Genomic DNA, 13482 nt, shown 5'->3' with positions numbered 1-13482 from the left:
GTGAGGAATTTTGCCTTCCCATACTGGGGAAAATTGCCTGCACCTTGACACCACACGTCGCAGGTTGACAGCCTGGGCACCGGATCGGCGCGGTAGGGCTTGGCGGGTGTGGAGGGCGTGCCGGAGGCTGGCTTGCGCTTGCGGCCTGAGGCATGGCGGTATTCATTCCGCTGGCCCCTGACGTCGCGGCGGCGAAGCCATAGGGCGCACTCGTCGGGGTCGAAGTAGACTACGCGGTTACGCGTTTCGGAGGAAACTGAAGAAGTGCCGTAAGTCCTCTTATCGGTGCTACGGTATTTGTCAAAGGTGGTTGGGCTGATTCCAAGATGAGCGGCGATTTCCGCTCGGGTCAGCGTGTGATTAGTCACCATCGCGGTGGCAGTTTATTTGCGTACGGCGCTTGGCAAAGGCCGAATGTTTTGGTATCATAATGATGTCCTGTCAGGGATGTCGAAGGATGGTACATGGTAAGGCGCGCTGGTAATTCAGCGCGCCTTTTATTTTATCGGGGCAAGCGATTGTCTAGCCAAAACTGCACTTCGGGCAGTGGAAAGAAGACGTATCGTCCAGAGCGAACTTCCTTGGGGAAGTTATCGCACTGGTGCCGCCAAAGGCGAACAGTCTCCCGATGCACATTTGCCATCTTGGCGATTTGACCGACGGAAACCAGATTGGTGGAATTCATTTTTGCTTTCTCGATGAGGGGGTGATTTCTTCTGGAATGCCAACATTATACCAAGGATAGGCCAAACTGGTCAACAGGCTGGACCGATTATTTCGTCGCTTTTTACGAATTTATCGTTCAGTGGCTCTCTAGGGTGGTCTGGACTGATGCCCGATCTGGCGAAAAGTACTTTTCGGACAGCGTCGATGTGGGTGCCTCGACATCAGCTCGAAACCCGCGCACCGATGCGTCCTTTGTATCGGCTGACGAGGTGAGAAGGTTCGTGTTCCCAGGGCAGGAGGGGCGGTGTTTTCTAACCGCGTGGCGAGCCGTACAAGAAGGTTCCGCTCGCTACCCTCGGGCTTCCTCTGAAAGCCGCCTAGTTACTGGGTTTTTCATACGAGGGTAGAGAAAATCTACCCTCGTATCTACCCTCGACGGCCCTCGTCTTTTGTATCAACTGACAAGGTGAGAAGGTTCGTGTTCCCAGGCGTGTTTTTGGGACCGGACCTATCATTTCCAACCGGTAACACCGGTAGCACTGGTTACATCGTTGTTTTCATTGGATTTTTCACAATGCTAATCCGGTAACAGAGTGGTAACGGGGGCCTGAAACCGGTAACAGAAGTCTCCCTGTGGTAGGTGAGAATGGCATGTTCCCAAATATCCGCTGGGTGAGAATGGCGTGTTCCCAGATGACGGCTGAGGTGAGCGAGGTGTGTTCCCAGGTAAAAAGACGTAGTGAGAATGGCGTGTTCCCAATTTGGGCGGATCGGTGTTTCAGAGTGCGGCGGCCTTTGATTTGGCTGAAATGAATGAGCGAGGGGAGGGCACATGCGAGCGGTGGCAGTAGTCGTGATGGTGGCGCTGGGTTTGATGTCCAGTGTCCCAGGTAACGCCCAGGGATACTACCAGAATGGAAATTCCCTTCTGGCTATGTGTCAGGGAGAGTGGATAGACAAGACATACTGTCTTGGATATGTCACCGCAGCAGCCGAGCTTGCGGCTCATGACGGCTATAATGGTCTTAAAGCATGCATCCCTTCGGGGGTGCTGTCTGGTCAACTGATGGACACTTCGGTCCAATACCTGATTGCCCATCCGGAGAGGCGGCATCTTCCGTCCTTCGCGCTCGTGTCCCTGGCCATCGTATTGGCTTTTCCCTGCCGCTGAGTAATAAAGTTTCGCCTCCTATTAGATAAGACCATACGGCCTGAAAGCTGCAAACCAACGAAACGGAGACACAAATGAAATTCGACACCATCGGCGTGCTCGATGAGACCAAACTTGAGATGCCCACGCTGACGGTGCCGACCAGCTTGGGCGAACTGACGACGACAACCACTGACGCCGTCTCGGTGGGCCAGCAGGCCTGGGACCGGATCAAGGCCAACGGCAAGATGATGCGGGAAGACTGGCGACTAGTGGGTGAGGCCCTCCTCGTTGGTCGGAACAAGTTCACCACGGCTACGGGTGGACTCTACAATAAAGGTTTCGGCCAGTGGTGCAGGGAGAGCGGGTTCTCGGATATCGACGCTTCAGTGCGTTCCAACGCAATGTGGATGGTTGAGAGCTGGAATTCTATCTTGCAATCATTGCAAGATAGGGCGGACCTATGCCGCCCCACCACCATCCGCGCCGCCTACAATGAACTGACCGCCGACACTCCCGAACCGACCACGTCTCCCGCTCTACCAGAGCCGGTCAAGGCGGCGGACCCGGTGGAGCAGGGAGACGATGAGACGCCTCCGTGGGATGACGAGCCGGTCTCAGTCTCCGCATCACCGGTACCAGACGCTACGGATGAGGAAGAGGGTGATGCGCGTCAATCCGGCTGGGAGGACCTCAACAAGCTGCGGAACACTGAGCAGGAGCAAGTCTGGGAGAGGGTCGGATGCCTCATCGGGATCAAGGCCCCAAAAAGCGGAGACTTCTTCATCGAGAACTTCCTGAAAAGCATCGAGGCGGACTACTTCGTCGCGGCGGCGCGTGATGCCATGGTCGAACGCCTGAAGCAGCACGACGATGTCGATACGGCGGTACACGCGGGAGCCGAGGCCTTGCGAGCCGCTGAGGACGCCTTGGTGGAGAAGATCCGTCAGGCGGTCGAGGACGTGTCGATGACGGCGATGACGAGCTACTTGACCCAAGTCGGGAACAACAAGGTGCTGTCAGGCGGGAACCTGAACAAGAAACTCCTCGCGATGGCTTTGGACGAGAGGGCCAATCCAAATGAGCGGATCACAGCGGCTGACAAACTGACCACTCGCTATCAATTTCCGCTAAGTTTGGATTAAAATAGGTTGGAGCTGTAAATTTGGCGCGGTGAAGATGCACAGTTGGTGAGCCAATTGAAAAACTGGTTGATACCGCCTCGGGTTTACGTCGAAACCCCCACTAGGGGTTCGATCCGCAGCTTCCTTCAACCGAGTTGAAACTCGATACCATCTAGATGTTGATTACCGCAGAGGTTGTAAATATCATTTGCAACCTCAAGCAGCACGTTTGGGAAAAGGTTGCTGCTGGTGACAGTATATCTCGGCAGATGTATAAAGCCAGTTGGTAACATTCTTTGAACTAGTGCTGGCTCTTCATCAGCTAGCAGTCCGAGACGTGGGAGTGGGTTTGCAGAAATATTTTCTAACGTATTTCCATGATTGTCATACCGAAGATCTGCTTCCAGAGCGAACTCCGCATCTGGCGCTCCTGCCAACCGTCTGACTGCATCAACGACTCGCAGTGTGTTGGCAAGATCTGAGAGAATCCATTGCAACATTAGTGCGGGGGTGCCACTACACTGCTTGAGTGTGAGCGACACTTGTCCTGTTGATCGTATCTCAAGCGCTATCATGTTCTCGATCAACGGAGCTCCTAAGGGTTTGGTGGCGTGCCTCCATACGGCCCTGGCTCCGCGTAGAATAGGTGTAATACTAACTGGTTTAGTCAGCACGTTTCCATCTACTGACTCAATGATAAGCTCCTTTCCATCAGGAAAGACGCATTTAAGAGCATTATGCCGACGGAAGATATGCGAATGAGCATAAGGTCGATCAACTGATAATTGATCGCTCAGAGGTGTCAGAATAATTTGGCATCCAGGTATTCGTCGCTGCGGCGATTGCGTTGGCAATAAGTTGCCGTAGTGTTGGCGCGCTTGAACGAAATCTTCTTCGATGCGGACACTTTCTCTCGCTCGATTTATAACCATATCATGTATTTCTCTCATCCTCATAGGGCGTGTTTCTTCATTGACGCGTCTATACGATTCGCGAGTGCGTCCAGATTTGTTGAGCCTATGGGGTGCTATCGAGGACCTTGGAGTCCGAATCACAACTACTCCGAAACCAGGATCAGTGTCGATGGCACGGCATCGTATGCTTGTTAACGGAGGATCAAACCAATCCAGTGCAGCACGCTCCAATTTCTCTGCTAAAGCGTGAGCATCCGGTAAGGATCTTATCGCAACACCGCATTTTGGGTTATCGTTGCTCTCATCAATACCAAGAACAAGCCAACCACCCTCAGCGTTAGCAAATCCGCATACTGCGCGGAATAAATCTTCCTTCGCATAGTCATCGGGACCTGATCTCGGTTTGCCTGGTGCTGGAGGATTCAACCAAGAGTCCTCTGATTTGCCGCTTTTTTGATCGAAGGTGAGTTCCTGCTTGAACTCCAATGACTGACCCTCACTCGCCCCAAGTAGATCTTGAATGTCTCTCAATTCGAGAGCCTCAATCGATTTTGACGCAAGTGTTGCCATAGTCTCCCCCGATTAGCTAGTTCACACTAATATGAATTAACCATATGAGATGCATCAATGTAAGGGCCGGATTTGTCTATTTGTTCGTCTGTCTGAATATAGACCCGCGCCTTAGCTGAAACGAGAATTTAGATCAGAAGAACCTCATTCCGCCGCGTCTATATCGATCCTGCTCTAAAGCGCTAGCGAGAGTTCTTGGCCTTGAAGGAGCATCAACTTTCCATTTATCGGATGCCTGTCTCCGATGCAGACAAACTGCTAACCAGAGGTCCCTTAAGCTGGTTGTCTAGCTGCCATTCGCGCTATGGCTGCTATCACAGAAAAAGAAAAATCGTCACACAAAAAGCATCTCAGACCGTTACACATCTTCCTGAACGAGTTCGCCAATGAGCTCTTAAATATCTGATTTGTAATAGTTTTTCCTCTGGGTGAGTGGTCAATCCGAAAATCGAGTCTTCTCGACCGCACCATCACTTGACGACCTGACGATACGAAAAAAAAGCGCCGCGTCGACCTCAAGGTTGCGGCGCTTTTTTCGTTTTCGGCCTTCTGCGATACCCAGGCGATGGCCTCCCCCCGTCAGGCGGGGGAAGGCTGCGATGCCTCGAGGCCGGCGCGATGCTCGCGCACCGCGCGCCAGACCAGAACCACCAGGAAAAAGTGGAACGAGAAGCCGACCACGGAGTAGGCGGCGATCGCGACATCCACGTTGGCGACCCAGGCCGCCGCCGGCAGCACCATGAAGCGCGGGATCAGCGTCAATATCTCCAGCACCAGGAAGCGGCGCTGCAGGTTGAGGACGGGAACCAGCATCAAGGCGGGCAGGCTGATGAAGCGCATGGCCCACCACACCACGATCCACTGCGCGAACACACCGGCCTCGCGCCACGTCTCCCCGAAAGCGAAGGCGTAGAGTGTTGGTGCCGCGACGATCAGCACCAGCACCGGCAAAGCCACCATGGCCGCCAATCCGCCGGTGGTCCGGACGAAGATTGTGGTCAGGTCCTCGCCTTTGTGGAACAGTTCCGCCGCCCGCTGGTAGAAGACGCGCCGGGTGGCGTCGCCCAGCAGGGTGATCGGCATCTCGAAAAGCCGGTACGTGAACCAGTACAGGCCGGCGACGTAGGGGCTGAACAGGGCGGTCAGCAGGATCGACGGCACGGTGACCGTGGTCGAGGACAGCAGGGCCTGTGGCATGCTGTAGAGCGGAAAGTCACGATGCTTGGCCGCCAGCCGCCTCATGTTCTCCCGTGTGATCACTTGACGGAGCGACGGCAGGTCGTACCGGATCAACTGCCAAGCCACGATCACGGTGCCCATGACGGTCCCGAAGATCAGGCCGAGAACCAAGCCGTCCACCCCCATGCCGACCATGCCGGCGGCGACCTGCGCCGCGGCCACGCCGAACGAGCGGCTGATCGTGGACATCGACAGCCGCTTGTAGAGCTGCTGCCGCGTCGCCCAGACGGATAGAACCTGCGACGCCGTGTTGGTCAGGATCATCAGAGGCAGGAACCACAGCAGGCCGCTGAGTTCCTGATACCCAAGCAGATCGAGCAGCGCGTCGCCGAACCCCCAGATCGCGAAGACCGACAGGATGCTGACCGCGGCGACGATGCCGAGACTCAGGGCCAGGATGTTGGCCGCCTCCTGCTCCGTCTTCGCCATGACGATGGCGAGCTCGTAGCGGCCGCTCGCCACCACCACGAAGGTCATGTTGAGCGCGCCGAACAGGGCGAACAGGCCAAACTGGTCCGGCGTGAACAACCGCATCAGGATCGGGTAAGCCAAAACCGTCAGGACTTGGGCCAGGGCCGTTCCCGACGCCAGCACCGCGATGTTCTTCAGGAAAGGTCCACGCAGGATGCGAAGCGCCATTCGCGGCAGACGGGTGGTGTCAACTCGGGCCGTCAAGGAACTCTCTCACACAATCATTCGCGGGAATAAGCGGCGCCACACTGCCACATACGCCGGCCACGCGCGCCGGTTCATGGGGTGAAGGCGGTTACGCTTTTGATCCTCCGGAGGAGGATGGGCTTGAAGACCTCCTCCGTCGATCAGGGCCATACCCCTAACGAATGTTCCGATCGTCCCTGTTGTTCCCGTCCCCAATGGCCCCATGCCACGAAATCGCCGCGAGGAGGGGGGCTTCAATCACCCCCGGCCGGTATCAGGGTCTTGACCGGTGCCTCTGGCGACCGGCTCTGGGACCGTCGCTGTTGGGTTTCCCCATGGTTCGCGTCATAGGTGGCATCCCATTTTCCATCGAGGATCACCTCGATGAGCTGAGCTGCCGACCGGTCCCAGGTCAACCATGGCATATTGGCGGTGATCGGCGCGTTTCCCCGCGTCCATTGGTCGATCCACGCCTCCACCGCGCCGGCCAAATCCTCCGCCGTCGTTCCCGAGAACCAAGCGGCGTGACCATTCGCGATCTCACGGAACACGGGGATGTCGCGAGCCAGTATGGGTAAGGCGTGTTTGGCGGCTTCGATCAGCGGAAGGCCGAAACCCTCATCGAATGATACGCCGAGCAACGCCGAGCAGCCATCGTAGAGCGCATTCAAATCGGCGTCGGTCGCGTGGGACAACCAGTGAAGCCGTTTGTTGGCTTGGACGTGGCCGCGCATGCGGTCGGCGACTTTCTCGACCATCCATCCCTGTTTGCCGACGATGACCAGTTCCGCTTCGACGCCGCGGGCCCAAAGCCCTTCGAAGGCGGCCAGTGCCTGCGCGTGCCCCTTCCGCGGTTCGACGGTGCCCACCACCAGGAACAGCGGATTGCGGCTCGTCAGAATGCGCTGGACTTCCGCGGATGGGACACCGCCCTCGGCCCCTATGTCGGCGCCCAGGTGGAAATGGCCGATCTTCAATTCGCCCGCGCGGTCGATGCCAAGCTCCGGCAAACGTTCCAGCAGTTGGTCCGCGACCGCCCTGGAAATGCAGACCAAACCGTCGGCGAAGCCGCCGATCCGCTGGAGCCACGTCCGAAACTGGGGGAACGGCGGAAACCATTCGGGTCTGTTGAGTGGCAACAGGTCGTAAACGACATAGTAGGACCGTACACCGCGCCGCCGGAGGTGCCGGTTCAGTGCGTCGCGCCCCTCGATCTGATGGGCGATCAAATCCACGCCCAAAAAGATGTCGCCGGCATTCAGATCCACAGGGTCGTCACCGAGACCGAGGTCCGAGAGGCCAATCAGCTTTGCCGCCAGCCGGTGTGCGTACCGAAGGGTCCCGCCACCATCGTCATAGACCGGTTCGATCTTGAAGCCGGGAGGTGGGTTCTCCAGGCACTTCATCACGATGTTCTTGGTGACGCGCTGGATCCCCGTCCCGGCGTCCCGCTGGACCAGTTCGGACACGTCGATCATCAATTGGCGGGTGCCGTTCCCGGTTGGCTGGTTCTCCGCGGCGCAACGCAGAATCGCTTCCCAGTCGGCGGCGGTCGGCTGATCCATCGTATCGATCGCGATGAGATCGTCGGCCAGTCGGTCAAGGGCGGAGAAACGCGACCGCTCGGACAGCCTCTCGATTTCGGCACACAGGTTCGCCCCGGGATCGATGACCCCAGCCGCCGCATCGACGATACTCTCCGTGCAGGACTGCCGAGAGATGAAATCAGCCTTGTCGGAGGACTTCCAATAACGGGAAACGGCGGTCCATCCTTGTGACCGGTACAGATGCCTCAGCCATGCGCTTGGCTGCTCCCCAGGCTTTGGCAGGGCAACCAAGGACCGCCCGATGTGGCTGGCCTGAAACAGGACCGCGCCAGGCCACCGTCGGAGCAGGTCCAGCATCCAGGTATGACAGGCGACATGGTCACCGACCACATAAACGATGCGGTCGAAACGCGCTCCGTTGAGCAGCATCCATGCGGCCGATCGAACGGGCAGGCCGGCCACGCTGACGGGAAGGTCGACATGATCCTGATCGACCACGCAATCGACACTGTAATCCCGGAGAAGTCCTCCCAGAAGACCCGCGCTCGCTTGGGCCAACGCGGAGGTGTCGGGCGGCAGGGACGCCACGATGGCGAGACGTGGCCGGGGAAGCCGCGGTACCTGGACGCTCGGGGGACGCTCTCGCCGCTCGTCGTGGAGCGACTGGAACACGTCGAGGGTCCTGTCGGCCGTGTCGTTCCAATTGAACAGTTTGGCCCGCGCAAGTCCATGCCGGCGCAGTTCCGCCAGGAACCCCTTGTCGCCAAGAGCCTTTCCAAGACTCCGGAGGATATCCTCCGGAGAATGTGGATCGAACATGGCATCCGCATGTCCGACCACCTCCGGCAGGCTGGTGGTGTTGGAGGAGATCACCGCGGCGCCACAGTTCATGGCTTCCAGCAGCGGCAGCCCAAACCCCTCGCGAAGCGAAGGGAAGACGAACAGTTCGCAAAAGCTGTAAAGCGCGACGAGATCGCTGTCGGAGACGAAGCCAGTGACGATATAATCGTCGTCACCCAATCCGGCCTTTCGGGCCATCACCTTCAGGCGGATCTCATCGGCCGCATGCAGGCCGCACACCAGGGCTAGTTGATGCGCTTTCCGTATTTTCGGCGGCAGCCGGGCGAATGCGGTCAGCAGACCGGCGACATTCTTGTGATGCTCGATGGTGCCGTTGTAAAGCACGTATGGGCGCGTCAGCCGGTGGCGGGTCATCACCGCTTCCTTGGCCGTCGGATCGGCGGGACGGAACATCGGATCGGCGGCCGAGGAAATCGTGACGACGCGCTCGGGCGCGATGCCGAGAAGTTCGATGGCTTCCTGACGGGAATATTCGGAGATCGCCAGCATCCGGTCGGCACGGTGTAGGGACATCAGCTTCCGCTGGTACCAATTGGCCATCCGCGGGTCCCGCAGGTGGATTTCCTTCTGCGCCAGCGGGATCAGGTCATAAAGCGTCACGGCGGTCGGCTGGCTTTGGGCCGTCTCTCCAATCGACGTGCTGACATCATCCCCGATCCCTTCGAACAGACTGCCCACGTGAACGATGTCGGGGCGAAGGGACTCCAGGAAGCGCTCCCGCAGCCGCTCGGCCGCCTGTATCCGCCAGTGGCTGTCCGTGGTCAGGAAACCCACATCGGCCGGTTGCGACCAGACGGCGATCCGCTCACTCGGCAGTAGCCCGTCGAACTCTGAACGGATCCCGGCGATGGTGTCGCCAAGTACGCCGTTGAGCGCTATGACGATCTCGTGGTCCGACCCGCGGCGTGCGATCGCCTTGGCGAGCGCCATCGAATAGCGGCCGATGCCGCGCAGGCGGCTGGGCGACTGACAAGCCTGAAGATCCAGGACGATACGCATGGATTATGCTCCTGCTCAGCGCGCCCGCGCCTGAGCGCGTCGAATGGCCGCTTCGATGATCCGCTCAGCCGGTGACAGGCTTCCGGCGACGAGGGAAGCCGAGATGGTCCCATCGTCGCTGGCGCCGGTCCGATCCGTGGAGGTTGGTACGCTTGGAGGCGGCGACGCTTCGGCGGGCACCGGCGGATGGGCTGGAGGACGCTCCCTCGCGAGAAGGGCGCGCGCTCCTCGTTCCAGGGCTGGGTTGCTCAACAGGATCGGCAAGGCAATCCTTCTGAGCGCCTGTCTGCCGGCCGCCCAGCGGGCGGTCCCGCGGGCCAGCCTGACGAGGAGGGGACGGAACGAAACCATTGGCCGGGCCGCGCGGCCAAGTTTCCCCAGCGTCCTTTTGATGCTCCGCAGCGGTGCGGTGAGGCGCCAGGAGGTGCTGGCCCGCACATCGGCGATATGGCCTTCAAGCGACATGGTGATCGCTTCCAGATGCGCGATCCGGTGACGGAGCGCACCGTTCTCATCGGTTATCCGCCGCCATTCGGCCATTCTGGCTTCGGTCTCGGCGGTCCAGGCGGCCAGCCGCGCGGCTGTCTCGGCGTCTTGCCGCGCAAGCTCTCGTTGCCGCGCGTCGATCTCGCCCAGGCGCGCTTCGGCCTCTTTCTGGCGAATGAGAATCTCCACCCGGCGGCTGTCGGCTTCCCTCTCGCGCAGACCGATCTCCTCACGGCGCAGCTCCGCCTCCGTCAGCCTGATCACGGACTCGGCTTCGCGGCATGCCGCCTCTGTCCGGCGGTGCTCCTCCTCCGCTTGGCGAACCTGGATTTCCACGCGCCGGCATTCGGTCTCGGTGCGCCTGTGGTCGTCTTCATCCCGGCGTGCCACGACCTCGCTCCGGCGGATCTCGGCTTCCGCTTGCCGCACCAAGGCATCGGCCTGCCTGGCTTCCGCCTCCAGCCGCCTTACGTCACGCTCGGATTGGTAAGCCTCCTGTTCGCCGGTGATGCGGCGCGACAAGTTGCCCACCAATACATGGGCCGCCCAATCGTGGGCTCTGATCCAATCATCGAAGATGTTCGGTGGACACGACAATCTTTCGGCGAGTTCAGCCTTCTCCTCCGCGACATAGAAGCGGTTCAGGCCGTCGAATTGGACGAACCGATATCCCCGGCCGGTCAGCAGCCCATCCCACTCCTGGTGGTTCGGGATTTGGGTGCGCGCCACCGTGGCCTCGACCAGGATGATCCAAGGACGGACCCGGTCCAGCGACAGGCCGCGCAACACCGCCGCTTCCATGCCTTCGACATCGATCTTCAAGAAATGGACCAGTGACACGCCATGGGTGTCGAGAATATTGTCCAGGGTGTCGACCGGCACTTGGCGTTCCACCGCTATCATGCCCGAGAACTGATGGCGTCGGGCCAGATCGGGATCGGCGGTCGACAACTCGCTATTGGGAATGTCGTAGAAGGTGACCGTGCCGATCGCGTCGCCGGCGGCCACCGCGAGATTGATGTCATGCGGCCGCTTGGCCGTCAGAGCCTCGTGGAATCCCGTTGCCGGCTCGATGTTGATGCCACGCCAGCCGCGTTCGTAGAAGGCGCGCGTGACGGATTGCTCGTCGGGGCTGTTGGCGCCGACATCGACATAGAACCCCTGGGCGACATCGCTCAACGCGCGGTGGAGGACAACGTCCTCCAGGTTCTGGGCAAACGAGATGAACGGCATCAGCGCTCGATCCTGATGGTGGGCGGGACCCACGCGGTTCCGATGAAATACGGCTTGTCTTGGTTGCTGACGGTGAACAGCAGGGCCAAATCACGCCACTCATAGTTGTTGAGAAGGTGGGTGTCGGAACTCACCAGCGCGGTCGCCACCGAATAGCTACCGGGGCCGAGATTGGCCGTGAAAGCGGCGGAATAGGTGATCGAGCTTCCCTCGGCCACATCCTCCAGGATCTGCTCCGTGTGGAAGGTATTGGTTCCGAACATGGTCTGGCCCAGGCGGTCCTTGATCATGTAGCCCATGACCAACCGCGGGATCGCCTGATGCGCCCGCACCTTCAAGCGGAGCGTGACCTCTTCCCCGACATTGACGAACTCCACCGGGTCGCCCCGGTGGTTCAGCAGCGCCACGTCCTCGACGGTCGCCTCGAAACTGCCGGAAATGGTCTGGACCAAGCCATTGTCCTGGCGCCGAACCTCGAGCGTCTGGCCCTCCCGTTCCGCCAGCAGCGCGTTGTAGTAATCCATGACCTCCTCGGGCGGGCCATCCTTGACCTGCGCGCCGCGCTCCAGCAGGATCGCCCTGTCGCACAGGGTCTGGATGGCCGAGCGGTCGTGGGAGACGATCAGCAAGGTGGTGCCGGCTTCCCGATAGGCTCGGATGCGGTCGAAGCTCTTGTGCTGGAAATAGGCGTCGCCGACCGACAGCGCCTCGTCCACGATCAGGATCTCCGGCTTGACCGCGGTGGCGACGCTGAACGCGACCCGCATCTGCATGCCGCTGGAATAGACCCGCAGCGGCTGGTCGAAGTAAGTCCCGATCTCGGCGAAATCTTCGATCTCCGGCATCAAGGCGTCGATCTGGGAATGGCTGAAACCCATCAGGCCCGCGACGTGATGGACGTTCTGGCGTCCGGTGAACTCGGGGTTCATGCCCATCCCCAGTTCCAGGATCGCCGCGATCCTGCCCCGCACCCGCACGCTTCCCGTGGTCGGCCGCAATGTTCCGGTGATGAGCTTCAGCAACGTGCTCTTGCCGGCGCCATTCTGTCCGACGATGCCGACCGCCTCGCCCGGCTGGATGCGGAAACCGACATGGCGCAGGACCCACCTTTCAGTCAGTGCGGCGGAGGGCAATCCGAACCAGGACAGCACGCGGGACCACTCGCTTCCGTAGGTCCGGAACGATTTGCCGAGGTTGTCGACATCCAGAACCGGCTGCGTCATAGCACGTCGACCATCTCGGCTCCGGCCCGCCGGAACATGACCAGCGCCAGCGCCAGGGACCCCAAAGCCAGCGCCGCCGTGCCGGCGAGGCCGGCCAAATCGGGCGCGCGGCCGAACACCAGCACGTCGTGGTAGGCGCCGATCAGGGGAAACAGCGGGTTGAAGGCCAGCAGCCCCCTGACCTCGGCCGGCAGCACCTCGGGGACATAGACGACGGGCGTGAACCAGAAGCCGATCTGGAGCACCAGCGGCACCACATGGCCGATGTCCCGGATGAAGACGTTGAGGGTCCCCAGGACGAGCCCGAACCCAAGGGCCAGGGCCACCGTCAACGCCACCAGCGCCGGCAGCAGGAGCAGCGGCGCCGGTGGGACGCGATGCCCCAGAATGGCGAAGACCCCGATGATCGCCAGCAGGAGCAGCCCGTTGTTGACCAGTGCGCTGCCGGTGGCGATCAGGGGCAGGCAGGACCGCGGAAAAACAACCTTCTTCAATAGGTTGCCATTCTCGATGAATACGGTCAGGCAGCGCGTCACCACCTCGGAGAACAGCGACCAGCACAGGATGCCCGCCGTCAGGTAGATCGCGTAGGCATAGGGCTGGTCCGCCAGTTCTGGCAGGCGGGCGGACAGCAGCGACGACAGGATCAGGGCGTAGATCGAGACTTGGACCAGGGGGTTGACGACCATCCAAAGCCCGCCGATGCGGCTCCGGATGAACCTGCCCATGAACTCCGTCCGGATCGACGACAGGATGAAGTACCGGTATGACCAAGCACTTCCCAACATAGCCAACATTCACCAATCCCCATGC

Annotated in this window: 8 protein-coding genes; 2 read left to right on the top strand and 6 right to left on the bottom strand. The window is 59.9% G+C overall.

Annotated features, from left to right (window positions below):
• Positions 1-1498: 1498 nt before the first annotated feature.
• Positions 1499-1837: a Rap1a/Tai family immunity protein gene (locus tag N825_RS39445; RefSeq protein ID WP_157619732.1), complete on the top strand. Its 339-nt coding sequence runs from the start codon at positions 1499-1501 to the stop codon at positions 1835-1837.
• Between the two features lie 74 nt (positions 1838-1911).
• The gene (locus N825_RS33770; RefSeq protein WP_037461358.1) at positions 1912-2961 is read left to right on the top strand and encodes a hypothetical protein; all 1050 of its coding nucleotides are present in this window, start codon (positions 1912-1914) and stop codon (positions 2959-2961) included.
• Between the two features lie 125 nt (positions 2962-3086).
• On the opposite strand, the gene N825_RS38370 is transcribed toward N825_RS33770, so the two are convergent.
• The 6 genes from N825_RS38370 to N825_RS33745 form a co-directional block, all read right to left on the bottom strand.
• A complete protein-coding gene (locus N825_RS38370; protein ID WP_084165324.1) occupies positions 3087-4424 on the bottom strand; it encodes an AlbA family DNA-binding domain-containing protein in 1338 nt (445 codons plus the stop codon).
• A 579-nt stretch (positions 4425-5003) separates the two neighbouring features.
• Positions 5004-6338, bottom strand: coding sequence for a lipopolysaccharide biosynthesis protein (locus N825_RS33765; protein ID WP_157619731.1), 1335 nt, complete (start codon positions 6336-6338; stop codon positions 5004-5006).
• A 236-nt stretch (positions 6339-6574) separates the two neighbouring features.
• Complete coding sequence (locus N825_RS37355) at positions 6575-9727, bottom strand: glycosyltransferase family 4 protein (RefSeq protein ID WP_051514011.1); 3153 nt, start codon at positions 9725-9727, stop codon at positions 6575-6577.
• Positions 9728-9742: 15 nt separating this feature from the next.
• Positions 9743-11446 (bottom strand): FkbM family methyltransferase, encoded by a 1704-nt coding sequence (locus N825_RS37620; protein WP_063833984.1) that lies wholly within the window; start codon positions 11444-11446, stop codon positions 9743-9745.
• On the bottom strand, positions 11446-12669 hold the full coding sequence (locus N825_RS33750; protein ID WP_037461356.1) for an ABC transporter ATP-binding protein: 1224 nt from the start codon (positions 12667-12669) through the stop codon (positions 11446-11448). Before N825_RS33750 ends, N825_RS37620 begins: the two co-directional genes overlap by 1 nt.
• Positions 12666-13466, bottom strand: coding sequence for an ABC transporter permease (locus tag N825_RS33745; protein ID WP_037461355.1), 801 nt, complete (start codon positions 13464-13466; stop codon positions 12666-12668). Before N825_RS33745 ends, N825_RS33750 begins: the two co-directional genes overlap by 4 nt.
• Positions 13467-13482 lie beyond the last annotated feature (16 nt).

It is taken from the genome of Skermanella stibiiresistens SB22 (assembly GCF_000576635.1).
In the GTDB taxonomy this organism is placed as follows: Bacteria; Pseudomonadota; Alphaproteobacteria; order Azospirillales; family Azospirillaceae; genus Skermanella; species Skermanella stibiiresistens.
This window is presented reverse-complemented; position numbering and strand designations above follow the sequence as displayed.